At 73.4% G+C, this 24,356-nt stretch carries 21 protein-coding genes; 7 read left to right on the top strand and 14 right to left on the bottom strand.

The window, feature by feature from the left end:
- Window positions 1–4: 4 nt before the first annotated feature.
- Window positions 5–1,135 carry a sulfotransferase family protein gene (locus tag IRX98_RS06065; protein WP_224274759.1) on the bottom strand — a complete coding sequence of 377 codons (1,131 nt, stop codon included), beginning with the start codon at window positions 1,133–1,135 and terminating at the stop codon, window positions 5–7.
- An 87-nt stretch (window positions 1,136–1,222) separates the two neighbouring features.
- On the opposite strand from IRX98_RS06065, the gene IRX98_RS06070 reads away from it, so the two are divergent.
- The gene (locus tag IRX98_RS06070) at window positions 1,223–3,991 is read left to right on the top strand and encodes a stealth family protein (RefSeq protein WP_224274760.1); all 2,769 of its coding nucleotides are present in this window, start codon (window positions 1,223–1,225) and stop codon (window positions 3,989–3,991) included.
- 45 nt (window positions 3,992–4,036) lie between these two features.
- On the opposite strand, the gene IRX98_RS06075 is transcribed toward IRX98_RS06070, so the two are convergent.
- Window positions 4,037–5,122 carry a DNA polymerase domain-containing protein gene (locus IRX98_RS06075; RefSeq protein WP_224274761.1) on the bottom strand — a complete coding sequence of 362 codons (1,086 nt, stop codon included), beginning with the start codon at window positions 5,120–5,122 and terminating at the stop codon, window positions 4,037–4,039.
- Window positions 5,123–5,131: 9 nt separating this feature from the next.
- Entirely contained in the window at window positions 5,132–6,148 is a 1,017-nt protein-coding gene (curA, locus tag IRX98_RS06080; protein WP_224274762.1) for an NADPH-dependent curcumin/dihydrocurcumin reductase, read from the bottom strand.
- A gap of 59 nt (window positions 6,149–6,207) precedes the next feature.
- Between curA and msrB the strand changes: the two genes are divergently transcribed.
- Window positions 6,208–6,606, top strand: coding sequence for a peptide-methionine (R)-S-oxide reductase MsrB (gene msrB / locus IRX98_RS06085; RefSeq protein ID WP_056599125.1), 399 nt, complete (start codon window positions 6,208–6,210; stop codon window positions 6,604–6,606).
- A 6-nt stretch (window positions 6,607–6,612) separates the two neighbouring features.
- Here the strand turns inward: msrB and IRX98_RS06090 are convergent, their stop codons facing one another.
- Genes IRX98_RS06090 through hemG form a run of 3 tightly spaced genes read right to left on the bottom strand, consistent with a single transcriptional unit; the run spans window position 6,613 to window position 9,599 of the window.
- Window positions 6,613–7,476, bottom strand: coding sequence for a hypothetical protein (locus IRX98_RS06090; protein WP_224274763.1), 864 nt, complete (start codon window positions 7,474–7,476; stop codon window positions 6,613–6,615).
- A 52-nt stretch (window positions 7,477–7,528) separates the two neighbouring features.
- Complete coding sequence (hemQ, locus tag IRX98_RS06095) at window positions 7,529–8,248, bottom strand: hydrogen peroxide-dependent heme synthase (RefSeq protein WP_224274764.1); 720 nt, start codon at window positions 8,246–8,248, stop codon at window positions 7,529–7,531.
- Window positions 8,249–8,252: 4 nt separating this feature from the next.
- Complete coding sequence (gene hemG / locus IRX98_RS06100; protein WP_224274765.1) at window positions 8,253–9,599, bottom strand: protoporphyrinogen oxidase; 1,347 nt, start codon at window positions 9,597–9,599, stop codon at window positions 8,253–8,255.
- A gap of 40 nt (window positions 9,600–9,639) precedes the next feature.
- On the opposite strand from hemG, the gene IRX98_RS06105 reads away from it, so the two are divergent.
- The gene (locus IRX98_RS06105) at window positions 9,640–10,719 is read left to right on the top strand and encodes an NYN domain-containing protein (RefSeq protein WP_224274766.1); all 1,080 of its coding nucleotides are present in this window, start codon (window positions 9,640–9,642) and stop codon (window positions 10,717–10,719) included.
- A 15-nt stretch (window positions 10,720–10,734) separates the two neighbouring features.
- Here IRX98_RS06105 and hemE read toward each other — a convergent pair whose 3' ends face one another.
- On the bottom strand, window positions 10,735–11,781 hold the full coding sequence (gene hemE / locus IRX98_RS06110) for a uroporphyrinogen decarboxylase (protein WP_224274769.1): 1,047 nt from the start codon (window positions 11,779–11,781) through the stop codon (window positions 10,735–10,737).
- A gap of 71 nt (window positions 11,782–11,852) precedes the next feature.
- Between hemE and IRX98_RS06115 the strand changes: the two genes are divergently transcribed.
- Both IRX98_RS06115 and IRX98_RS06120 read left to right on the top strand, forming a co-directional pair.
- Window positions 11,853–12,473, top strand: coding sequence for a DUF3000 domain-containing protein (locus IRX98_RS06115; protein ID WP_224274771.1), 621 nt, complete (start codon window positions 11,853–11,855; stop codon window positions 12,471–12,473).
- Between the two features lie 2 nt (window positions 12,474–12,475).
- Entirely contained in the window at window positions 12,476–13,804 is a 1,329-nt protein-coding gene (locus IRX98_RS06120; protein ID WP_224274773.1) for a ribonuclease D, read from the top strand.
- 2 nt (window positions 13,805–13,806) lie between these two features.
- On the opposite strand, the gene IRX98_RS06125 is transcribed toward IRX98_RS06120, so the two are convergent.
- The 7 genes from IRX98_RS06125 to IRX98_RS06155 form a co-directional block, all read right to left on the bottom strand.
- Window positions 13,807–15,234, bottom strand: coding sequence for an extracellular solute-binding protein (locus IRX98_RS06125; protein WP_224274775.1), 1,428 nt, complete (start codon window positions 15,232–15,234; stop codon window positions 13,807–13,809).
- Window positions 15,235–15,243: 9 nt separating this feature from the next.
- Window positions 15,244–15,732 carry a type II toxin-antitoxin system PemK/MazF family toxin gene (locus IRX98_RS06130; RefSeq protein ID WP_224274778.1) on the bottom strand — a complete coding sequence of 163 codons (489 nt, stop codon included), beginning with the start codon at window positions 15,730–15,732 and terminating at the stop codon, window positions 15,244–15,246.
- A gap of 131 nt (window positions 15,733–15,863) precedes the next feature.
- Entirely contained in the window at window positions 15,864–16,457 is a 594-nt protein-coding gene (locus tag IRX98_RS06135) for a hypothetical protein (protein WP_224274780.1), read from the bottom strand.
- Between the two features lie 26 nt (window positions 16,458–16,483).
- Window positions 16,484–20,380: an ATP-dependent RNA helicase HrpA gene (hrpA, locus tag IRX98_RS06140; protein ID WP_224274782.1), complete on the bottom strand. Its 3,897-nt coding sequence runs from the start codon at window positions 20,378–20,380 to the stop codon at window positions 16,484–16,486.
- Between the two features lie 47 nt (window positions 20,381–20,427).
- Complete coding sequence (locus IRX98_RS06145; RefSeq protein ID WP_224274785.1) at window positions 20,428–20,898, bottom strand: hypothetical protein; 471 nt, start codon at window positions 20,896–20,898, stop codon at window positions 20,428–20,430.
- Window positions 20,899–20,965: 67 nt separating this feature from the next.
- Window positions 20,966–22,096: a hypothetical protein gene (locus tag IRX98_RS06150; RefSeq protein ID WP_224274787.1), complete on the bottom strand. Its 1,131-nt coding sequence runs from the start codon at window positions 22,094–22,096 to the stop codon at window positions 20,966–20,968.
- Complete coding sequence (locus IRX98_RS06155) at window positions 22,093–22,599, bottom strand: SigE family RNA polymerase sigma factor (protein ID WP_224274789.1); 507 nt, start codon at window positions 22,597–22,599, stop codon at window positions 22,093–22,095. The genes IRX98_RS06150 and IRX98_RS06155 overlap by 4 nt, the downstream gene beginning before the upstream one ends.
- 159 nt (window positions 22,600–22,758) lie before the next feature.
- Between IRX98_RS06155 and IRX98_RS06160 the strand changes: the two genes are divergently transcribed.
- Window positions 22,759–23,166 (top strand): YciI family protein, encoded by a 408-nt coding sequence (locus IRX98_RS06160; protein ID WP_224274791.1) that lies wholly within the window; start codon window positions 22,759–22,761, stop codon window positions 23,164–23,166.
- A 12-nt stretch (window positions 23,167–23,178) separates the two neighbouring features.
- Window positions 23,179–24,336, top strand: a complete 1,158-nt coding sequence (locus IRX98_RS06165) for an RNA polymerase sigma factor (protein ID WP_224274793.1) — start codon at window positions 23,179–23,181, stop codon at window positions 24,334–24,336.
- Window positions 24,337–24,356 lie beyond the last annotated feature (20 nt).

Raw genomic sequence — 24,356 nt, forward strand, 5'->3', positions numbered from 1 at the left:
AGGCTCAGCGCCGGGTCACACGGCGTACGACGGCGCGGCGCAGGATCGCGGCCGCCTCGCGCCCCCCGACGGCAGGGGCCCCGGCCGAGCCGTCCCGGCGCGCGGCGTCGAGGTCGCGGCGCAGCTGCTGCAGGGTCGCGCGCTGGGCGTCGCGGGCCTCGCGCGCGGCGAGCGTCGACTCGGCGCGGGTGTGGTCGAAGGTGAGCGCGACGGCCTCGGCGTAGCGGGCGTCGTAGTCCTCGTGGACCCGGTCGAGCGCGTGCATCGTGTCGGCGCGGTGGGGGTCCTGGGTGAGGACGCCGAGCAGCTCCCACACGTTCTCGGCCATCTCGCGCAGCCAGTCGGGGGTGCGGACGTCGTCCCAGGTGAGCTGCGACTTGCGCATGGAGGGCTCGATGAAGTCGTCGACCGGGTGGTGCTCACGCTCGTCGGGAGCAGCGGCGAGGTCGGTGTTGAGGGCCAGGTCGAGCTGCTGCTGCACCGGCGTGAGCGCGGCGCGCCAGTCGGCGAGCAGGTCGGTGTAGCGGACGAAGGCCCGCTTCGAACCGCGACCGGCCTGCTCGGTGAGCAGGGCGGCGTGCACCCAGCCGGCGACGTTGGACGTCTCCTTGGTCAGCCGCAGGTCGTCGGACTGGCTGGAGAGGTAGGCGATGTCGCGCGAGCCGACGACCTCGGCGGGGTGGCGCAGCGCGGTGAGCCAGCGCAGGTCGACGTCGAGCTCGGCGGTGACCTGCTCCCAGACCTGGGCGAACCAGAAGGCGTGCGGGTCCTTCACCACGACCTGCTCGCCCACGACCTCGGGCAGGGCGAGCTGGCCCGACAGCCACTCGTGGAGCTCCGCGGTGGGCACGCCCGACTCGACGTAGCGGGCCACGAGGTCGACGGCCGCGGGGCGGCTGTCGATGTTGAAGAGCGCGAGCTCCTTGAGGTGGCGCTTGTGGAAGTCGATGACCCACTGCGGCTCGTAGAAGCCGCGCGGGTTGGTCTCCGACGCCTCGACCTCGGGCTGCGGCACGTGCAGGCCGAGCCGCTTCAGCGCGCCGGCCAGGGAGCTGGTGCCACTGCGGCCGGAACCGGAGACCAGGACCAGCGGGGTGCCCGGCTTCTCGACCGGCTGGGCGGGGGACGTCGGCATGCGGGTCACCCTATCCGTGACGGTCCCGTCTCCTAAGATCGTCCCGACCCGCCCTGCGACACCACCACCGGACAGGACCGACGACACGTGGCACTCACCGACCGGCTCGGCGGGAAGGTGCGCGCCGCGGTGCGCCGCGCGCGCCGCGACGGCCCGCTCGACGTCGTCCTCGTCCTCTTCAACGCCGACGGCATGGGAGGCACCGCGCGCTCGGGCATCGAGCAGGCCAACGCCCTCGCCGGGCTCGGCGAGGGCCACCGGGTCCGCATCCTCAGCGTGACGCGCAGCGGCGCGTCGACCCACTACCCGCTCGCCGACGGTGTCGCGGTCGACTACCTCGTCGACGTACGCGGAGAGCGGCCCGTCGCGGTCTCCGGCCGCCACCCCGAGGAGCTGGGGCAGCGCGAGTCGGTGATCGTGCCGCGCAGCTGGGACGCCCTCTACAACGGGCTCACAGACGCCACGATGCGCGAGGCCCTCGCCGCGATCGACGCCGACGTCCTGGTCACCACCACGCCCGAGCTGCTCGCCGTCGTGGCGCAGCTCGCCCCCGCCGACGTCGCGCTGGTGCACCAGGAGCACCGCGCCTCCTCGAGCCGGGTCAACGACATGGGCGCCCTGCTGGAGTTCGCCCCGCGCGCCGACATCGTGGTGTCGCTGACCGAGTCGATGTCGCGGTGGCTGGCCGGTCGCCTCGGCGGTGCCGCGCCCGAGCTGATCGTCATGCCCAACCCGCTGCCGGCCCACCCGCAGCCGCGCTCGCCGCTGGACCAGAAGACCTTCGTCACCGCCGGGCGACTCGCGCCGGAGAAGCAGTTCGAGCACGTCGTCGATGCGTTCTGGCGCATCCACGAGCAGGTCCCCGGCTGGACGCTGCGGATCTGGGGCGACGGCCCCCGCGCCGACAACCTCGCCGCCCAGGTCCGCAAGCTCGGCCTCGAGGACCGGGTGGAGCTGCCCGGCTCCACCGACGACCTGGCCGCGGAGTGGGCCCGCACCAGCGTGGCCGTGCTCGCCTCCCGGGGCGAGGGCTACCCCCTCGTGCTCCAGGAGGCCATGTCGGCCGGCGTCCCGGCCGTGTCGTACGACTGCCCGTCCGGCCCGCGCGAGATCATCACCCACGACGTCGACGGCCTGCTCGTCCCGCCGGCCTCCAAGGCCGCGCTGGCCGCCGCGATGCTGCGGATCGCCACCGACGACGACCTGCGCACCCGCCTCGGGGAGGCCGCGCTGGTCCGTTCGCAGCGCTGGGACGGCCCGACCCTGGCCCGCGAGTGGGTCGAGGTGTTCCGCCGCGCGACCGCCCGCCGGGCCGACCCGCTGGCCCCGCGCCGGGTGCTGCACGGGTTGCGTCCCGGCCCGCTCGGCGACCTGCCCGAGACCGACGGCGCGGTCGGCGTCACGCCCGCCCAGGCGCGTACGACGGCGCTCACCGCCCTCACCTCGGCAGCCGCGGCCACCGGGGACGGGTGGTTCGTGCTGCCCGCGCGCGGGCTCGACCCGCACCCCGTGGTCGTCGTGCCGTCCTCGCGCCGGCAGGCCTTCCTCGTCGCACTGGCGGCCGGGTCGGTGCCCGACTGGCTCTCGGTGCGCGACCCTGCCGAGCGGGGCTGGCACGAGCGCCGCGGCACGGTCGCGGCGATGACCGACGACCTGGCCCGCACCCGCACCGCCTCGCTCTTCCTCGAGCCCTGGCCGATGCGCGGCGGGCACGGCGGGCTGCTCACCGAGGGCGCCGAGATCGGCGTGCAGTTCTGGGAGGAGTCCCCCGACGGCGACCTCCTCGCACCGTCGATGAACCGCTTCGGCGACCGGGTGCCCGCGGGCACGCCCCGCAACACGATCGAGGTGGAGGGCGTCGAGGTGCCGACGCTCGAGGTGATGGCGCTCCCCACCGTGGACGACGTGCGCTTCGACGTCGACGTCGTCTACACTTGGGTCGACGGCGACGACGAGGACTGGCTGGCCGCGCGTGACGCCCGCATCACCGGCCTCGGCGGCACGCCGAGCGCGCGCGCAGGCGGCGCCTCGCGCTACCGCAGCCGCGACGAGCTGCGCTACTCGATGCGCAGCATCCACCTCTTCGCCCCGTGGGTGCGCCGCATCCACCTGGTCACCGCCGGGCAGGTGCCGGACTGGCTCGACACCTCGCACCCGGCGATCGCGATGGTCGACCACCGCGACATCCTCCCGGCGTCCGCGCTGCCGACCTTCAGCTCGCACGCCATCGAGACCCGGCTGCACGCCGTGCCCGACCTGTCCGAGCACTTCGTCTACGTCAACGACGACGTCTTCCTCGGCCGGCCGCGACGCCCCGAGCACTTCTTCACCCCCGGTGGGCACTACGCCGCCTTCGTCGCCGACCACCGCGCCGTCGGCCTGCCCGGCACCGACGACCGCCCCTACCTCTCGGCGGCGCAGAACAACCGCCGCGTGCTGGCCGACGCCTTCGGCGTGACGCTGACCCACACGATGATGCACAGCCCGCACCCGCAGCGGCGTACGACGCTGGAGGAGATCGCGGACCGCTTCCCCGAGGAGGTGGCCCGCACCACCGACGCGCCGTTCCGCTCGGCGAGCGACCTGTCGCTGCTGTCGTCCTTCGCCCAGACCTACGGGCTGATCACCGGGCAGGCCTTCCGGGCGGGCGCGCACCACGGCTACGTCGACCTCGGCCACCAGCAGCTCCCGGTGCAGCTGAAGGCGATGCTCAAGCGCGACCGTGACTTCTTCTGCGTCGCCGACAACCTCGTCGCGGCCTTCGACGAGGAGCGCGCCGACGGGCTGCTGATGGAGTTCCTCCGGGACTACTTCCCGATCGCGGCGCCGTGGGAGCTCGTGCCGAGCGGTGCGTGAGGGGGAGTCCCGACCCAGCCGGCCGGCGACCCGGACCCAGGTCCGTCAGGTGCCCTCGATGCGGTTGCCCTCGGCGTCCCAGTGCTCGGCGACCTTCTTGCTGGGCTGCACCCGCGGCGGCTCCCCCGGCATCTTCGGGTGGTCCGGCGGGTAGTTGAGCTCGACCGGGTGCTCCTCCCACAGGTCCAGCAGCGGCTGGAGGGAGTGGTGCTCGTCGTCGATGCTGGCCCACGGGTCGCCGTCGACGGCGAGGCGCGACGGCACCGAGAACAGGTTGAGTTCGTGGGGGTCGGTGAGGCCGGCGAGGTCGTCCCACGCCAGCGGCGTCGAGACCGGCGCCCCGGGCAGGGGACGCAGCGAGTAGGCAGAGGCGATGGTGCGGTCGCGGGTGTTCTGGTTGAAGTCGACGAAGATCCTCTCCCCGCGCTCCTCCTTCCACCACGCGGTCGTCACGCCGTCGTCGCGCTTCTCCAGCTCGCGGCCGAAGGCAATGGCTGCGTGCCGCACCTCGGCGAACTCCCACCGCGGCTCGATCCGGACGTAGACGTGGATCCCGCGGTTGCCCGAGGTCTTCGCGAAGCCCGTCATGCCGAGGTCCGCCAGCAGCTCGCGCGCCACGCCCGCGACGCGTACGGCATCAGCGAAGGACGTGCCGGGCTGGGGGTCGAGGTCGATGCGCAGCTCGTCGGGGTGATCGACGTCAGCACGCCGGACCGGCCACGGGTGGAAGGTCAGCGTGCCCATCTGTGCGCACCACACGGGCACCGCGATCTCGGTCGGGCAGATCTCCTCGGCGGTGCGCCCGGAGGGAAAGGTGATCTGGACGGACTCGAGGTAGTCGGGAGCGCCCTTGGGCACCCTCTTCTGGTAGAACGCGTCGGCGTTGCGGTCCTGCGGTCCGGTGGCCAGCTTCATGCCGGGGCGGACACCGGACGTCCAGCGCTCGAGCGCCGTGGGCCGGTCCCGCAGGGCCCGCATCAGGCCCTCCTCGACGCTCGTGAAGTACTCCGCCACCATCAGCTTGGTCACCGCGGGCGTGTGGTCCGTCGCCTCGTAGATCACCCGGTCCGGCGAGGAGATCCTGACCTCGCGCTCCCCCGCCTGGACGTACGCCTCCGACGTCTTCGCCATAGGTGGACCCTAGCCGCCCACGCGGACCACGAGCTTGCCGAAGTTCTCGCCGCGCAGCATCCCGGCGAAGGCTGCCGGCGCGTTCTCGAGGCCGTCGACGAGGTCCTCGCGGTAGCGGACCTTGCCCTCGGCGACCCACTGGCCCATGTCGCGCACGAAGTCGCGGCCGTGCGATTTCTGGAACTCGCTCTGGATGAAGCCGCGCACGGTGAGGCTCTGCGACAGCACCTGGCCCATCAGGCCGGGCATCCGGTCGGGGCCCTCGGGCTGGCCGACGGCGTTGTAGTTGGCGACCAGGCCGCACACCGGGATCCGGGCGTAGGTGTTGAATCGGCGCCGCACGGCGTCGAACACCGCGCCGCCGACGTTCTCGAAGTAGACGTCGATGCCGTCTGGCGTGGCCTCGGCGAGCTGGTCGCGGAAGTCGGGGCTGCGGTGGTCGAGAGCGGCGTCGAAGCCGAACTCCTCGGTCAGCGCGCGCACCTTGTCGGGGCCCCCGGCGATGCCGACCGAGCGCGCACCCCTGAGGTTCGCGATCTGGCCGACCGCGCTGCCGACCGGGCCGGTGGCCGCGGCGACGACGACCGTCTCGCCTGCCTGCGGCCTGCCGATCTCCAGCAGGCCGGCGTACGCCGTGAAGCCGGGCATGCCGAGCACGCCGAGGGCGGTCGTCACCGGAGCCGCCGACGGGTCGAGCTTGCGCACCTGGCTGCCGTCGACCACCGCGGCGCTCTGCCAGCCGGAGTAGGACAGCACGAAGTCGCCCGGCACGAGGCCGTCGGAGCGGGACTCGACGACCTCGCCGACGGTGCCGCCGACCATCACGTCGCCGACCTCGACGGGCGCGGCGTACGACTTCGCGGTGCTCAGCCGTCCGCGCATGTAGGGGTCGAGCGAGAGGTAGCGGATCGCGAGCGCGACCTGGCCGTCCTGCAGGGCGGGCAGGGTCTCGGTCGTGGTGCTGAACGTGGTGTCGTCGGGCTCGCCCTCGGGGCGCCGGGCGAGGCGGAGCTGGGTGCTTTCCATGCCCTCCAGAGTGCCAGCCGGCCGACGGCGGGCAGCCACCGGCCGACTACTCTGGAGCCATGGCCTACGACGTTCAGAAGACCGATGAGCAGTGGCGCGAGGAGCTCAGCCCCGAGGAGTACGCGGTGCTGCGCCAGGCCGGCACCGAGCGTGCCTTCACCGGTGAGTACACCGACACCGAGACCGAGGGCACCTACTCGTGCAAGGCGTGCGGCTCGGAGCTGTTCACCAGCGACACCAAGTTCCACTCCGGCTGCGGCTGGCCGAGCTTCTACCAGCCGATGACCGACACCGTGGAGTACATCGAGGACACCTCGCACGGCATGAAGCGCGTGGAGGTCCGTTGCGCGAAGTGCGGCTCGCACCTCGGCCACGTCTTCCCCGACGGCTTCGGCACGCCCACCGGTGACCGCTACTGCATCAACTCGATCAGCATCACGCTCAGCGAGAAGAAGTAGTCCGGCTCAGCCCTCGACCGGCTGCAGCGCCGAGGTGACCTTCACCAGCCCCTCGCCCCAGGTCTGGTCCGCCCACGCCTGGATCGACCCGTCGTCGAAGACGACCTGGGCGTCGAGGGAGTCGGGGGCGTAGGAGCCGCTGGTCAGCAGGGACTCGCCGAGCGCGGCCTGGAGCTCCTGGTTGACCAGGTTGAGGTCGGCCTCGGTGCGCTCCACGGTGGTCACGCAGAGCATCCCGCCCCACGTCTTGCGCAGCTCGGCCTCCGCGCCGGCGGCGTCCTCGGTGACGGCGACGTTGATCGTGCCGCCGCTCATCCACGCGGTGGCGTACGTCGGCAGCGCGGAGGCCGCGGCGAGCGTGGCGTCCATGTCCTGCGGCGTCGCCATCGTGGTGTCGGTGGTGGCGGGCGTCTCGCAGGCGGGCTCGAGCCCGCCGGCCTCGGGCTCGGCCATCACGTCGTAGAGCGCCGCCGGGATCGCGTCGGTGACGGTGAAGGTGGTGCCGTCGAAGGTGCCGGTGAGGGCGTAGGAGCCCCACGTCACGCCGGCGGCCTGCTCAGCGCCGACGTCGCCGAAGTCGAAGTCCGCGAGCGCGGGACCGCCGCACTGGGGCGGGTAGGACTCCGCGACGGCGCCCAGGCACATCTCCGGGCCGTCGCCGTCGTCGAGCACGGTGACCAGGCCGTTGGTGCGGACCTCGCCGTCCGGCACGGGGACGGGGACGGTGTCGCGCGCGGGCTCGTCGCCCGAGGACGCGGCTGACGTGCCGCCCGCGTCGGCGGGGTCCACGGCCTTCATCTCCTCCTCGGTGGAGCACGCGGCGAGCGGGAGGGTCAGGGCCAGGGCTGCGATGACGTGTCGGAGGCTCATGGTGGTGTGACGCACCGCCTGCCGCGTGCGTTCCACCCCGAGCGCGATCGGTTCAGGGCAGGCGAGCGAGAAGCTCGGCCGGCGAGACCCGGGCACCGGTGTAGAACGGCACCTCCTCGCGCACGTGGCGGCGCGCGGTCGAGGCACGCAGGTCGCGCATCAGGTCGACGATGCGGTGCAGCTCGTCGGCCTCGAAGGCCAGCAGCCACTCGTAGTCGCCGAGGGCGAAGGACGCGACGGTGTTGGCGCGCACGTCGGCGTAGCCGCGGGCCATCTGGCCGTGCTCGGCGAGCATCGCGCGGCGCTCGGCGTCCTCGAGGAGGTACCACTCGTAGGACCGCACGAACGGGTAGACGCAGACGTGGGCGCGCGCCTCCTCGTCGGCGAGGAAGGCCGGGATGTGCGACTTGTTGAACTCGGCGGGACGGTGCAGCGCCATCTGCGACCAGACCGGGTCGAGCCGGCGGCCGAACGAGGTGCGGCGGAAGGCGTTGTAGGCGGCTTGGAGCTGCTCGGAGTCCGCAGCGTGCCACCACACCATCAGGTCGGCGTCGGCGCGCAGGCCGCTGACGTCGTAGAGCCCGCGGATCTTGACGTCCTGCTCCTCGAGCACCTCGAACAGCGCCTCCACGTCGGTGGCCTCGGCGTCGCGGTCGGCGTCGCCGAGGACGTCGCGGAGCCTGAAGACCGACCACATCGTGTAGCGGATGGTGTCGTTGAGCTCCCGGGTGCGGGCGGCGTTGGTCTTCTCTGCGGTCGGGTCGGTGGCCATGACCTCATTCTGCCCCGGTGACCGAGGCCACAGCCCGGCGGGCCGAGCCGATGACCGCCGGGATGCCCACCCCGTCGTACGCCGCCCCGCAGACTGCGAGCCCGGGCTGGCGCGCGACGTCTGCGCGGATCCGCGCCACCTGCGCGAGGTGGCCCACGGCGTACTGCGGAAGCGCCCCGCCCCACCGCTGCACGTGCGTGTCGACCGGTCGGGCGGTGATGCCCGCCACGGCGGCGAGGTCGGCCAGCGAGACGCGGACCAGTCCCTCGTCGTCGGCCTGGAGCGTCGTCTCCTCGCCGTGGCGCCCGAGCGAGGTGCGCAGCACGACCAGGTCGGGGTCGAGGTCGCGGACCCACGCCCACTTGGCGAAGGAGAAGGTGGAGGCCTTGATGGTGGCCCGCTCCAGCGGCGGGACGAGGAAGCCCGAGCGGTCGAAGAGGGCGTCGGGCAGGTCCTGGGCGCGGAGCACCAGCGTGACGACCGCGACGCTCGCGGTCCCGATCCCCGCGAGCGCGGCGGCGGCGTCGGGCGCGACGTCGGCGAGCAACCGGGCCGTCGGGGCGGGCGGCGTGGCGAGGACGACGTCGGTCGCCTCGAAGGTCTCGGATCGGGTCGTCGGTCCGACCGTGAGCGCCCAGCCCGACGCCGTACGCCGCAACGCACGCACCGTCGCCGACGTGCGCACCTCGAAGGCGCCGTCGTGCGCCAGCAGGCCGGGCAGTCGGCCCATCCCGCCGGGCAGCGACGCGAAGACCGGTGCGGTCGAGGTCGGCACAGCGGCGGCCTGCTCGAGCAGGCTGCCGCGCCGCGCCATCGCGAGCAGCTGGGGCACCGCGGCGGCGGCCGAGATGCGGCGGGCGTGTCCGGCGTACACCCCGCCGAGCAGGGGCTCGACGAGCCGGTCGACGAGCTCGTCGCCCAGGCGGGCGGCGACCAGGTCCCCGACGGACATGTCGTCGGCGACGGGGGTGTCCGCCTCGTGGCTCGCGCGGGCCAGTCCCTCGGGGCTGAGGACACCGCTGGCGGCGAGCTGGTCCAGGTCGAAGGGCACGCCCATGAGTGAGCGCGGCATCGCCCGCAGCGCCCCGCGGGACCAGACGGCGGAGCTCGCCGCGGTCGGGTGGACGAGGTCGGCGCCGAGGGCGGCGGCGAGGGCGACCCCCTCGGGGCGGCGCGCGAGCATCGCCTCCGCGCCCACGTCGACGGTGAGGCCGGCGACCTCAGCGCTGCGCAGCTTCCCGCCGAGGACGGGTGAGCCCTCCAGCAGCAGCACGTCGCGCCCCGTGGCGGCGAGGTCGCGGGCGGCGACCAGTCCGGCGACTCCCCCACCGATGACCACCACGTCGCGCACATGAACAGCCTAGGCGCCGGGTGCACCTAGGCTGCGGCCTGTGGACCCCAACGTGAGCTCCGACCGGATCGCCGTGCTGATCGACGCCGACAACACCTCCCACTCCTACGCCGAGGCGCTGCTCGACGAGGTCGCGAAGTTCGGCAACCCGACGATCAAGCGCGCCTACGGCGACTGGTCGTCGGACCGGCTCAAGGGCTGGGGCAACGAGCTCAACCTCCGTGCGATCCGCGGCATGCACCAGGGCGCCTTCACCCGGGGCAAGAACTCGACCGACTCCGCGATGATCATCGACGCGATGGACCTGCTCTACGCCGGCAACGTGGAGGCCTTCGCCCTCGTCACCAGCGACAGCGACTTCACCAGCCTCGCGCTGCGGCTGCGCGAGTCCGGCAAGGTCGTCTACGGCCTCGGGGAGAAGAAGACGCCGGCGTCGCTGCAGAACGCCTGCGACCGCTTCATCCGGCTCGAGTCGCTCGGCGACCCGGCCTCGGTGACCGGCTCCGACGACGCCGAGACCTCGACCGAGGAGCCCGACCAGGTCCCCGAGGTCAACCTCCAGAGCGCGCTGACCAAGGCCGTCAACGCGGTGGGCGGCGACGACGGCTGGGCGGCCCCCGGCACGATCGGCAAGCACCTCAGCCGGACCCACCCCTCGCTGGACCCCCGCAACTACGGGCACCGCGGGCTCCAGGGCCTCCTGGCCGCGCAGCCCTACCTCGAGACCACCACCGAGGGCGGCGTGCTGCTCGTGCGGGTCAAGGGCAAGGCCAAGTCGACCGCCAAGGCCCCGGCCAAGGGGTCGGCCACGGGATCGGCCAAGGCCCCCGAGAAGACCCCTGCGAAGGCCACCACGAAGGCCACTGCGAAGGCCCCTGACACCGCGCCGGAGACGACGCCGGAGCAGCCGGCGGGCGAGACGCCAGCGAAGAAGCGCGCTCCCCGGAAGCGGGCCGCGAAGAAGACGGCGGCCGCCGCGACCCCGCCGCCGGAGCCGGCAGCTGCCCCGGCCGCGGAGGAGCCCCAAGTGCCCCGGGTCACGACCACGACGCGTACGTCCCGCGCCGCCTCGAAGGCGGCCGCGACCCGGGCGGCGAAGAAGGCCGTCGCGCCGGACTGAGGCCGGTGACCTCGATCAGTGGGCGTGCACGAACTCCGTGAGCCGCTTCAGCTGGTCGGGGTCGGTCGAGGGGATGACGCCGTGGCCGAGGTTGAAGATGTGGCCCTTGGCCGCCTTCCCGGCCTCGATGATCTCGGCCGCGCGTGAGGTCATCACCTCGGTCGGCGCGAAGACCAGGGTCGGGTCGAGGTTGCCCTGCACCACCCGGTCCCCCACGAGCGGGATCGCCTGCTCCATCGGCGTACGCCAGTCGACGCCGACCACGTCGGCACCGGCCTCCCCCATCAGGCCGAGGAGGTTGGAGGTGCCGACCCCGAAGTGGATCCGCGGCACCCCGAGCTCGCCGGCGGCCGCCAGCACCCGCTCGGAGTGGGGCATGACGGAGGCGCGGTAGTCGGCCGGGGTCAGCGCGCCGGCCCACGAGTCGAAGAGCTGCACGGCGGAGGCGCCGGCCTCGACCTGGATGCGCAGGTAGGTGGCGGCGATGCCGGCGATCTTGCGCATCAGCGCGTCCCAGACGTCGGGAGCGCCGAACATCATCGCCTTCGTCTTCGCGTGCTCCTTGGACGGACCTCCCTCGACGAGGTAGGACGCGACCGTGAAGGGGGCGCCGGCGAAGCCGATGAGCGGCGTCGCGCCGAGCTCGGCGGTCAGCTGGCGCACCGCCTGCGAGATGAAGGGCACGTGGTCGGGCGTGAGGTCGGGGATGGCGTCCACGTCGGCGAGGGTCCGCACCGGCGAGGCGACGACCGGGCCGACGCCGGGCACGATGTCGAGGTCGACCCCGACCGCCTTCAGCGGCAGCACGATGTCGGAGAAGAAGATCGCGGCGTCGACGCCGTAGCGGCGGACGGGCTGGAGGGTGATCTCGGTGACGAGGTCGGCGTCCATGCAGGACTCGAGCATGCCGATGCCCTCGCGGACCTTGAGGTACTCCGGGAGCGAGCGCCCGGCCTGCCGCATGAACCACACCGGCGTGTGGGCCGGCTCCTCCCCGCGTGCGGCCCGCAGGAACGGGCTCTCGGACAGTCCGGGGTGGGGAGTGGTAGCGGCGACGGTCACCGGGGAATCTTCGCAGGTCAGGCGGCGTGGCGGCACATCGGCAGACGCCCGCACTGGCCTACTCTGGCCCCATGGTGGCCCGTCACGAGACCCACCCGAGCAGTGCTGCCGCGGCTGGACCCGCGGAGTTCCGCGCGGCGGTGGAGACCATGCGTCGGGCCTCGCTGCGCCCCGAGGTGTTCTGCGAGGAGATGCCGGCGCCCCAGCGCATCGCGCCGTGGTCGTCCGCGTTGAGCGCCGACGTCACCGTCGACGACGAGGACCTCGGCACCGGCCGGCTGATCCTGCTGCACGACCCGGCCGGCAACGACGCCTGGGACGGCACCTACCGCTGCGTGGCCTACGCCCGCGCCGACCTCGATCCCGAGCTCGGCGCCGACCCGATGCTGGCCGCCGTCGGCTGGTCCTGGCTGACCGAGGCGCTCGAGGCGCACGGCGCCGGCTACCACGCCGCCTCCGGCACGGTCACCTGCGTGAACACCGAGAGCTTCGGCGGCATGGCCGACGAGGCTGGCACCGCGCAGGTCGAGATCCGCGCGTCGTGGACGCCCGACGTCGGGGAGGACGACGTGCTCGACATGACCGCGCACGTGGAGGCCTGGGCTGAGCTGCTGTGCACCGCCGTCGGCCTACCGCCGGTGCCCGAGGGCGTCATCGCCATCCCGAGCCGGCGCGGGCAGCGCGGCACCTGACGATGCCTGACTCCCCCGACACCGAGCCCGACGCCGTCGATCCGCAGGCCGTCGAGCCCGAGGCTGCTGAGCCCGAGGCTCCTCCCGCTCCCCTGCTCGAGCTGCGCGACGGCCTGCCCGAGGTCGTCGAGACCGACGCCCGGCTGGCCGAGGCGTGCGCGGCCCTCGCCGCCGGGACCGGTCCCATCGCCATCGACGCCGAGCGCGCCTCGGGCTACCGCTACTCCAACCGCGCCTACCTCATCCAGCTGCGCCGCGAGGGTGCTGGCACCTGGCTGGTCGACCCGATCCCGCTGACCACCCTCGACCCGCTCCAGGAGGCACTCGGCGACGCCGAGTGGATCCTCCACGCCGCCACCCAGGACCTGCCGTGCCTGCGCGAGGTCGGCCTCACCCCCACCAGCATCTTCGACACCGAGCTCGCCGGCCGGCTGCTCGGCTACCCGCGGGTGGGCCTGGCCACGCTCGTCGAGACCGTGCTCGGCCTGCGCATGCGTAAGGAGCACTCGGCCGCCGACTGGTCGACGCGGCCGCTCCCCAAGGCCTGGCTCGACTACGCCGCGCTGGACGTCGAGGTGCTCCTCGAGCTGCGCGAGCACATGATCGCCGAGCTCGAGAAGGCCGGGAAGACCGAGTGGGCGCGCCAGGAGTTCGACAACCTCCTCGGCTTCGAGCCGGCCGTGCGGGTCGATGCGTGGCGGCGTACGTCGGGCGTGCACCGGCTGCGCGGACGCCGGGCCCTCGGTGCGGCGCGGGCGCTGTGGGAGGCGCGCGACGCGATCGCCGCCGAGCGGGACGTCACCCCGGGCCGGATCCTGCCCGACTCCGCGATCGTCGCCGCCGCCACCGCCATGCCGACCGACCGCCGGGCGCTGCTCGCGACGCCGGGCTTCCACGGCCGCGGCGCCAGCCGCTACTCCTCGACCTGGGTCGACGCGCTCCAGCGGGTGCGCGAGATGTCCGAGGACGAGCTCCCCACCCGCGCACCCCGCGGCGACGGGCCTCCGCACCCGCGCACCTGGGCCGAGCGCGAGCCCGTGGCGGACCGCCGCTTCAAGGCGGCGCGCGAGGCGATGCTCAACCTCGCCGAGGTCCACCACCTGCCGGTCGAGAACCTGCTGACCCCCGACTACCTCCGCCGGCTGATGTGGACGCCGCCGGAGACCCGCGACCCCGCCGGGCTGGCCGAGGCCGTGCGCGCCCAGCTGGCGTCGTACGGCGCGCGCCCGTGGCAGGCCGAGCTGATCACCGGGGCGCTCGTCGGAGCCATCCTCGGCGCCGACGTCGAGCCCGCCGCCGGGCCCGAGGCCGAGCCCGCCGACGGGGAGTAGACCTACTCGGTCGGGCTCTCGCTCGGCGACTCGGTCTCCTCGGTCTCCTCCTCGGGGGAGAGGATCGCACGCGAGGCGATGTCGATCTCCTCGGTCACCTGCTCGAGGTCGAGGATCCCCGGCGCGGTGACGAGCCGGTCGAGCAGCGGCGTGACCGCGTCGACGAGCTCGTCACGCTGGTCGATGAACGGCGGGATCACCATGTAGCGGATGCTGGAGTTGAAGGCGACCGAGTTGGCCGGCTCCTCGTCAGGGGCCAGGAAGTCGTCGGACGCGGCGACCTGGGTGTTGGCCGGGACGATGTAGCCCGTCTCGGCGACCGTGGCGATGGCGGCGTCGGAGACGGCGTAGGCGATGAAGTCGGCCGCGTCACCGACGTTCTCGGACTCCGCGGAGATGCACAGCCCGGCAATGTCGCCGACGGTCGCGCGGTCCTCGATGGTCGGCATCGGCATCACGTCGAACTCGAGGTCCTCGGCCTCGCGCAGCTCCGGCACGAGGTTGCGGAAGCCGGCGACCATGGCGAGCTCGCCGCGCTTGAACAGCTGGACCGGCGTCGCCCGCGCGAGCTGGGCGTTGGTCGGGGTGAGGGTGGGGTCGCGCAGGATCTCCAGCGTCTGCTCCAGCGCCTCACGGGTGCCGTCGTCGGAGAAGGCGAGCGAGGTGGGCTGACTGTCGTCGTCGAAGACCTGGCCCCCGCCGGAGTAGATGAAGGGGGCGAGGCCCTGGAGGGTCGGGTCGATCCAGACGCCGCGGCGGTCACCGCGCCGCGAGGCGAAGGTGGCGGCGGCACCGAACTCAGCGAGCGTCCACCGCTCGCGCACGCCGTCGTCGTTGGGCGTGGGCACGTCGAGCTCGCGCCGCTCCATCCGGTCGAAGTCGACGATGTCGGTGTTGTAGTAGACGACCATCGGGGACACGGAGTAGGCCATGCACTGCAGCTCGTCGTCCATCGCGAACGCGTCGACGGCATCGCGGGAGAAGCGGTCGCCGAAGTCGACGCCGCGCTCGTCGAGCAGCAGGCTCACCGGCTGGAGCGCCTCGGCCTCCACGAGCTGGTCGAGGTCGATGCGCGAGGTGAGGAAGGCGTCCGGTGCGTCGCCTGCGAGCACGTCCGCGAGCGCGGACTCGTGGTCGGGCCACGACCGCAGGCTGACCTGGCGCGTGGTCGAGCTGGCGTTGAAGGAGTCGACGACGCTCTGGAACGCCGCCACCTCCTCCTCGCTGCCGTAGGCTCCGAAGACGATCTTGCGCGGCTTGTCCGCACCACCGCCCTGGCCCTGGGTGGGCGACGGGTCGGGCTGCGGGCCCGGCTCGGCGTCGCCGGTGCACGCGGCCGTGGTCAGCGCGACCACGAGGGCGGTGCCCGCCAGGGCAGCACGGCGCGCTCGGGCGCGGGGGAACAGACGGGCAGCGCGACGACCGGACACGGCGAAACCCTAACCGGGCAGCCCACGGACCGCCGCGACCACCTCGTCGAAGATCCGGGCGTCCAGCGCCGCGCCCTCCCGGCGTACGCCGTCACGCTCCAGGTGGATGAGCCGGTCCAGGCGCACCTCGCTGGGCCGGCCCTGGGAGTCCCAGCCGCCGGATCCGACGTCCATCCAGTAGCGCCCGTGGCGCGCCTCGTCGGCAGCGTCCCGGTCGTGGTCCTGGCTGCTGAGCATGAGGCCGACCCAGCCGTCCGCCTCGCCGCTCCCAGCGGTGTCGAGCACCAGGACCGGGCGGTCCTTGCCCTGGCTCGGGTCGTCCTCGTAGGGCACCCATGCCCAGACGACCTCGCCCGGGTCGGGCTCGCCGTCGATCTCCGGGGCGTAGCGCGAGGAGGCGCCGCCCGCGGGGCCGGGCGACGGTGTCGCGGTCGTTCCGGACGTGGTGCCCGAGGTGGCTCCGGAGATGAGGGCAGCAACGCGGCGCAGAAGGCTCATGCCTCGAGACTAGAGGGGTGTGCGAGTGCGCCGGACCGGGAGCGCCTCACGGCGCGTGGCCGCTCGTAGCGGCTTATTGTGGGACCCGGGGCTGCCACGGCCCGACGCACTCACACCGATATTTTAACGGCTCATCCCAGCGCGTCACGCATTTCCCCCTGACCGGCCGCCTCCAGCTGCTCGGAGAGCACCAGCATCCGGGTGATCTCCTCGTGGGGGACGCCGAGAGCAGCGCGGCCCGCGGCCACGATCCGGGCGAAGGCCGCCGCCCGGAACAGGGTGACGGCGAAGTCACCGCCGGCGATGCCGCGCAGCACCTCGTCGACCATCGCCCGCAGCTCCTCGGGACCGGGCGGGTCGGCGACCCCGGCGACCACCCGGGCCACGTCGACGCGGCGCTGGCCGGCGTCGTACTCCTTCGCCACCCGCTCGGGGTCCGCGTGGACCCAGGAGCGCAGCAGGAACAGACGCCACAGGCTCCCCGCGAGGGTGTCGGCCGGGGCCCCGGACCACACCTCGGCGAGCGTCTCCAGGCCCTCGGTCTCGGCGAGGTGCACGATGCGCTCGGCCAGGGCCGGGTCGTCGGAGCTGCGCGCCCCGCGCACCAGCACGGTGGCGGCGAGGTCGCCGGCCTCGCGCAGCATCGCCGGGTCGGAACCCCCGGCGATCTCGGCGAAGAAGCCGGCGCCGGGCGTCATCGGACGGTGGTGGGTGCGGTCGCTCACCCGCCCCAGCCTAGGTCGTGGCCAGCCTAGGTCGTGCCCATGACCTTGCGGATGCGCTGGTCGCTGACCTTCTCCCGGGTGCCGAGCTGCTGGGCGAAGAGCGAGATGCGGTACTCCTCGAGCAGCCACCGCGCCTCGCGCAGGTGCTGCGGCACCGGCTGGCCCTCGGGCAGCGCGGCCACTGCGTGCAGCCAGGCCTCCTGCAGGCCCGAGAGCTGGTCCATCAGCTGCCGGTCGCGGGCGACCTGCGCGTCGAGCCGATCGCGACGGTGCGCCACGCCTGCGAGGTAGCGGAGGTAGTCACGCAGCCGGCTGACACCCGCCTCGCCCACGAACCCGGCACCCATCAGCCGCCCGACCTGGGCGCGCATGTCGGTGAGCGCCGGCAAGGTGGCGAGGTCGGCCCGCCCGGAGATCGCCTTGTCGCACGCGCGCCAGGCCTCGAGCACCCGCATCACGTCGTGCACCGCGATGCTCGTGCGCTCCGCGACCGCGTCGCGTGCCGCGGCCACCAGGGCGTCGTACGCCGCCTCGTCGCGCACAGGCGGCCGGGAGTCGACGACCTCGCCGACGATCCCGGCGCGCAGGTCCGCGAGGAGGTCGGCGACCGACGGATAGGGCGAGCCGACGAGCGCGAGCTTGGCGCGCTGGTCGAGGCCCGCGGCGGCGAGCACGTCGTCGACCGGGTCGGCGGGACCGAGCGCGAGCAGCACGAGGCGGCGTACGCCGAGTCGGTGGTGGGCGGCGGCCTCCTCGGCCGTGGCCAGCACCCGGAGCCCGACGGAGGCGCCCTCGTCGACCAGGGCGGGGAAGCCACGCACCTCGTGGCCCGCGCGGCGCTGCACGAACGACTCCTCGATCGTGCCGAAGGTCCACGACGCCTGACCGGTGGCCGTGACGCCGGAGTCCGCGGCGACGTCGGCCATCGCCCGCTCGAAGGTGGGCCGGAGCGGCTCCTTGAGGGCGTCGAGGTCCTTGCCGCGACCGGCCTCGGTGCCCTCCTCGGTGACGACGCGGTAGGTCGGGCGCAGGTGCTCGGGCACCTTGGACCAGTCCCACGCGTCGCGGTCGATCACCAGGCTGCGGGTGCTGCGGGCGAAGCGCTCGAGCGCGTCGAGCAGCGGCTCGGCACCGGGCGGGGTGGCGGCGAGGAACTCGCGCGCGGTGTTGGGGGCCGGCACCATCGCGACCCGCAGGTTCTTCGGCAGCGAGCGGATCAGCTCGGTGACCAGCTCCTCGCGCAGGCCCGGGACCAGCCACGAGAAGTCGTCGGCCTCGACCCGGTTGAGGGTGGCGACGGGCACGTCGATGGTGAGGCCGTCATCGGCGGCCCCGGGCTCGAAGTGGTAGCTGATCGGGAAGGTCAGCCCTGCCTCGTGCGTGCCGGGTCCCTCCGAGAGCCACTGGGTCGGGAAGTCGTGCGCGCGCACCTGGTCGGCGGTGTCGTGGGTGAGCATCTCCGGGTCGAAGGTGAGCAGGTCCGGCCGCTTCTGGCGCGCCCGCTTCCACCACTGGTCGAAGTGCTGGCCGCTGACCACGTCGGCGCCCACGCGGGCGTCGTAGAACTCGAAGAGGGTCTCCTCGTCGACGACGATGTCGCGGCGCCGGGCGCGGTGCTCGAGCTCCTCGGCCTCCTCGAGCAGCCGGGCGTTCTCGGCGAGGAACGTGTGGCGGGAGTCCCACTCGCGCTGGACCAGCGCGTGGCGGATGAAGAGCTCGCGGGCGAGCGGCGCGTCGATCCGGCCGTACTGCACGAGGCGGTCGGCCACCAGCGGCACGCCGTAGAGCGTGACCCGCTCGCGCGCCATCACCGCGGCGCGCTTGCGCGACCAGTGCGGCTCGGAGAACGTGCGCTTGACCAGGTGGGCACCGAGCCGCTCGGCCCACTCGGGCTGGATGGCGGCGTTCTGCCGCGCCCACAGCCGCGAGGTCTCGACGAGCTCGGCGCTCATCAGGAAGGCCGGGTTGCGCCGCTTGAGCACGCTGCCGGGGAAGATCGCGAAGCGCGCGTTGCGGGCGCCGACGTACTCCCGCATCGGACGCCGCTCCCCCGGCTTGGCCTTGTCGCGCTCCTCGAGCGCACCGATGTGGCTGAGCAGGCCGGACAGCAGGGCCTGGTGGATGCCGTCCTCGTCGTAGGGAGCGCCTTCGGTGGTTGAGGTGCGAGCGGAGCGAGCCTCGAAACCGCCGATCTCGAGACCCATCTCCTTGGCGACCTGCCGCAGCTGGGACTCGTACTCCTGCCACTCGCGCATCCGCATGTAGTTGAGGTGCTCGCGCTTGCACATCCGGCGGAAGGCGCTCGAGGACAGCTCCTTCTGCTGCTGCTTGACGTGGCGCCAGAGGTTGAGCCAGGTGAGGAAGTCGCTGGACTCGTGGGTGAAGCGGGCGTGGAGCTGGTCGGCCTGGGCGCGCTGCTCCTCCGGGCGCTCGCGCGGGTCCTGGATGGACAGTGCGGCCGCGATGACCAGCACGTCGCGCACGCAGCCGAGCCGCTCGGCCTCGAGGATCATCCGCCCCAGCCGCGGGTCGATCGGCAGGCGGGAGAGCCGCTTGCCGACCTGCGTGAGGCGTACGCCCTTCCCTCGCTGGTTGAGGTGCGAGGCCGCCTGCGGCCGAGCCTCGAAACCTGCGGCCTGGATCGCGCCCAGCTCCTCGAGCAGGTCGGTGCCGGCCTTGATGTTGCGGCGGTCCGGCGGCTCGACGAAGGGGAATCGCGCGATGTCGCCCAGGCGCAGCGAGGCCATCTGGAGGATGACGCTGGCGAGGTTGGTGCGCAGGATCTCCGGTTCCGTGAACTCGGGGCGGGCCTCGAAGTCTTCTTGCGAGTAGAGGCGGATCGCGATGCCCTCCGCGACGCGGCCGCAGCGGCCCGAGCGCTGGTTGGCCGAGGCCTGGCTGATCGGCTCGATCGGCAGGCGCTGCACCTTGGTGCGCACGGAGTATCGGCTGATGCGCGCGACGCCGGTGTCGATGACGTAGCGGATGCCGGGCACGGTCAGCGAGGTCTCGGCGACGTTGGTCGCGAGCACGACGCGGCGCACGGTCGAGGGATGGCTGGAGAAGACCTTGTGCTGGTCGGCCGCGCTGAGGCGGGAGTAGAGCGGCACGACCTCGAGCCGGTCGCTCTGCAGGGCATCCAGTGCGTCGGCGGTGTCGCGGATCTCGCGCTCGCCGGGCAGGAAGACCAGCACGTCGCCGGGCCCCTCCGCGGACAGCTCGCGGACGGCGTCGAGGATCGCCTCGGTCTGGTCGCGCTGGACCGGCTCGCCCTCCTCGTCGTCCTCCGGCAGCTCCAGCAGCGGGCGGTAGCGGACCTCGACGGGATACGTGCGCCCCGACACCTCCACCACCGGCGCGCGACTCTGCCCATCACCGAAGTGCTCGGCGAAGCGGTCCACGTCGATCGTGGCGCTGGTGATGATCACCTTGAGGTCGGGCCGGCGCGGCAGCAGGCGCTTGAGGTAGCCGAGCAGGAAGTCGATGTTGAGGCTGCGCTCGTGGGCCTCGTCGATGATGATCGTGTCGTACTTGCGCAGGTCGCGGTCGCGCTGCAGCTCGGCCAGCAGGATGCCGTCGGTCATCAGCTTGACCCGGCTCGCCCTGCTCGTGCGGTCGGTGAAGCGGACCTGGTAGCCGATGACGTCACCGAGCTCGGTGCCGAGCTCCTCGGCGATCCGCTCGGCCACCGAGCGGGCGGCGATGCGGCGCGGCTGGGTGTGGCCGATCAGCCCGCCGCCGTCGGCGCGACCCTTGCCCCGGCCGAGCTCGAGGCAGATCTTCGGCAGCTGGGTGGTCTTGCCCGAGCCGGTCTCGCCGGCCACGATCACGACCTGGTGGTCGCGGATGGCCGCGGCGATGTCGTCGCGGCGCGCGGAGACCGGGAGCTCCGGCGGATAGGTGATCTTCACAACGGGCGACATTCTCGCCCACGGCGGCAAGGGGTTTGCGGGCGACCGGCCCCGCCGGCTCAGGAGCTGGAGCTGTCGTCGTCCTCCGGCGCGGTGGTCGGGGGCAGCTGACCGGGTACGCCGCGGGGGCCGCGGTGCATGCCCCGGTCGCCGGGGCCGTCGTCGCCGCGACGCTCCACCCACGCGCCGCGGTCACCGTCGCGCCCGCGGTCGTCGGTCACCGCGTGAACGGCAGCGAACCCGAGGCCGCCCACGATCACCCCCGCCAGCGCCGAGGCGATCAGTGCGGCCAGGCCGAACGTACGGTTCCCGTCGCTGCGACGCAGCGACCGCAGCCGCTCCCGGAAACCGCGGCGCTCGGCGGCCGAGGCGGCCACGGGCTCGTCCGCGGCCTCGCTCGGCACCTCTGCGGCAGGGGTCGGGGCCTGGGCAGGGGTCGGGGCCTGGGCAGGGGTCGGGGCCTGGGCAGGGGTCGGTGCCGCTGCCGGGGCGCCGGGTCGTACGGGCTGGGTCTGGTCGTCGTCGCTCATGGGAGCAGCGTGCGCGCCGAGGCTGTGCGCGACCTGTGCGCGGGCCGTGAGATCTCCCTGACCCCGGTCAGCCGGTGGTGACGCTCTGGGAGGGCGCGAGGTCCTGCCAGAACGGGTCCGTCAGGAGGCCCGCCACGCGCTCGAGGGGCACGGACACACCGTCGCCCCAGGGCTCGAGAAGGACGCGCGAGCGGACCCGCGGCCCGTCGTGCTCGACCCACACCCAGCCGTCGTGCTCGCCTCCCTCGATCCACCTGAAGGTGAAGGCCGTGTCCTCGATGTCGCGGACCTCGCACCGGAATCCCGCCGGGCAGCCGGTCGGGGCGGTCGCGAGCAGCTCGCCCTCCCATCGCACCTCGCCGGCGACCATGCCGCCGATCGACGACGACGCGACGACGGTCGGCCCGGTCGCGTCGGCGAGGTCTCCGGTCACCACGGAGTCACGACCCACCATGAAGTGCCACAGTCCGCGCTCGAGCATCCGAGCGTGCCACGCGGCGTCCTCGTCGACCGCGTCCGGCAGCCAGACGTCGCGGAGCACGGCGTCCACCTGCACCCGGTCGATCCCCATCGCGGCGGCCGGCTGCGGCAGCAGGAGGACGACCACGGTCCCGTCCTCGCGCTGGGTGGCCCAGCCCCATTGGTTGGCGTACCGGCCGACCTCGACGACACGGCCGTCGAGCTCATAGGTCGCGCAGCCGGGATGGCAGGAGAACTCGCGCCACTCCGTCGCCCCCCAGCTGCGCGACACGCGCGCCGAGACCTCCCCCACCTCGCCGGTGCGGTCGTCCCGGACGACCACCGTCGGCACGAGCATGTCGACGCGCCCCAGCCGGTCATAGCTCGGCTGGAAGGAGAACCTGTAGGGATAGGTGGACTCGAGCCCGAGCCGGTCGACGAGCACGTCGTGCAACTGCCTGTCGGACGAGAGGGCATCGACCTCCGGGTCCTGCGCTCGGTCGGTCGGGGCCTCCGTGCTGGACGACCGGTCGGCCGGCCCCACCGGCTCCGCGCGCGTGCCGCCACCACCCCACGCCAGGGCCACCACCACCGAGGCCGCGGCAAGGGCACTGCCGGCGGCGGTCCACTGGTGCCGACGCCGGCGACGGCGGCCGCGGACGAGGTCGTCGTGGGGCGAGGTGGGCGGCACGTCGATCGAGGCGGCAAGCGCGTGAAGACGGTCCTCGAGGTCTCTCATGGTCGTTCTCCGGTACTGGTGGCCGGGTCGAGGACCCGGCGGAGCTGGTGGACGGCGAGCGAGCTCTGGCTCTTGACGGTGCCGGTGCTGATGCCCAGGTCGCGGGCGGTCTCCTCGACCGAGAGGCCCCAGTAGTGGCGCAGCACCACCACGCGGCGCTGACCCACGGGCAGGTCGCGCAGCGCGGACCACAGTGCGTCAGCCTCCTCCACGCCGAGGGGCGTGGCAGCGGGACCGTCGAGGTGCTCGGTCTCGCGCACCCGCTCCCGGCGCCACGGCCGGCGGGTGTCGTCGAGGTGGCTGTTGACCACGATCCGGCGCACGTAGGCGTCGATCCCGTCGACGCGCGAGGCCCTGCCCCAGGCCGCGTAGAGCTTGGTGAGTGCGATCTGCACGATGCCCTCGGCGCGGTGCGTGTCCCTGCACAACAGGTAGGCGAGGCGGTAGAGCTGCGCTCGCCGCTGCACGACGTACGCCGTGAACTCGGCGTCGTGATCAGCCATGTGCGCGTCCCCCCTCGATGGGCCAGTCTCACTTCCTCCGACGGAGACCGGAGCGGATCGGTTGGGATTTCCTGCGGATCGATGTCGAGAACACGCCGGCGGCTCCGACCCCGGGGTGGACGCGGCCATGATGGGCTGCACCTGACCCAGGAGAACGAGATGCCGAAGTACCTGATCCTCAAGCACTACCGCGGCACCCCCGCGACGGTGAACGACGTCCCGATGGACCGCTGGACCCCCGAGGAGGTCGACGCGCACATGGCCTTCATGGAGGCCTTCGGCGAGCGCCTCGAGGCCGACGGCGAGCTCGTCGACGCGCAGGCCCTCTCCCCCGAGGGCGCCTTCGTGCGCGCCGACGACGAGGGCCGTGGGCCGGTCACCGACGGTCCCTTCGCCGAGACCAAGGACCTGATCGCCGGGTGGTACGTCGTCGACGTGGACGGGTGGGACCGCGCGGTCGAGCTGGCCGGCGAGCTGTCGCTGGCGCCAGGCGCCGGTGGCCGCCCGATCCACGAGTGGCTCGAGGTGCGCCCCTTCTACGGCGCCCCGTCCGCCACCGGGGACTGACGCCCGCACCTGATGGACCCGTTCGATGAGGTGCCGCTGCGGGAGCTGGTCCCGGCGGTCATCGGCGTCCTCGTCCGCCGCGGAGCAGGCTTCGCGGCGGCCGAGGACGCGGTTCAGGAGGCGTTGGTGGAGGCGCTGCGCACCTGGCCCGCCGACCCGCCCCGCGACCCCAAGGGCTGGCTGGTGACGGTCGCCTGGCGACGCTTCCTCGACGGCGTGCGCTCCGAGTCCGCGCGCGAGCGGCGCGAGGTCGCCGTCGAGGTGGAGCCCGCCGCCGGCCCGGCCCGCGACGCCGACGACACGCTGGAGGTCTTCTTCCTCTGCGCCCACCCCGCGCTCACTCCCGCTTCGGCCGTGGCGCTGACGCTGCGGGCGGTCGCGGGCCTGACGACGCGGCAGGTGGCCGAGGCCTACCTCGTGCCCGAGGCCACGATGGGGCAGCGGATCAGCCGCGCCAAGCGCACCGTCGCTGACGCGTCCTTCGACCGCCCGGGCGACCCCGCCACGGTCCGCAGGGTGCTCTACCTCGTCTTCAACGAGGGCTACTCCGGCGACGTCGACCTCGCCGCCGAGGCGATCCGGCTGGCCCGGCAGCTGGCCGCGCTCGTCGACGACCCCGAGAACGACGGACTGCTGGCACTGATGCTGCTCCACCACGCGCGGCGGCCGGCGCGGATCCGTGCCGACGGTTCCCTGGTCCCGCTCGCCGAGCAGGACCGCTCGCTGTGGGACAGCGCGCTCATCGAGGAGGGCGTGACGGTCCTGCAGTCCGCACTGGCGCAGGAGCGCCGCGGCGAGCTCCAGCTCCAGGCCGCGATCGCTGCCCTCCACGCCGACGCCGCGACCGCGGCGGAGACCGACTGGGTGCAGGTCGTGCAGTGGTACGACGAGCTGCTCGCGCTGACCGGCAGCCCGGTCGTGCGCCTCAACCGGGCCGTCGCCGTCGGCGAGGCGGACGGCCCCCGCGCGGGCCTCGCGGCGCTCGCCGGGGTCGACCCCGCCCTGCCGCGCCACCGGGCCGTGGCGGCGTACCTCCACGAGAAGGACGGTGCGCTCGCCGAGGCCGCGCGGCTGTACGCCGAGGCGGCCGCCCTCGCGACGAACGTCGCCGAGAAGACCCACCTGACCAAGCAGGCGGCCCGGCTGCGCCATTCCTCGGTGGTCGAGTAGCCGAGCGGGGAACGAGCGAG

It is taken from the genome of Nocardioides lacusdianchii (assembly GCF_020102855.1).
GTDB classification, from domain to species: domain Bacteria; phylum Actinomycetota; class Actinomycetes; order Propionibacteriales; family Nocardioidaceae; genus Nocardioides; species Nocardioides lacusdianchii.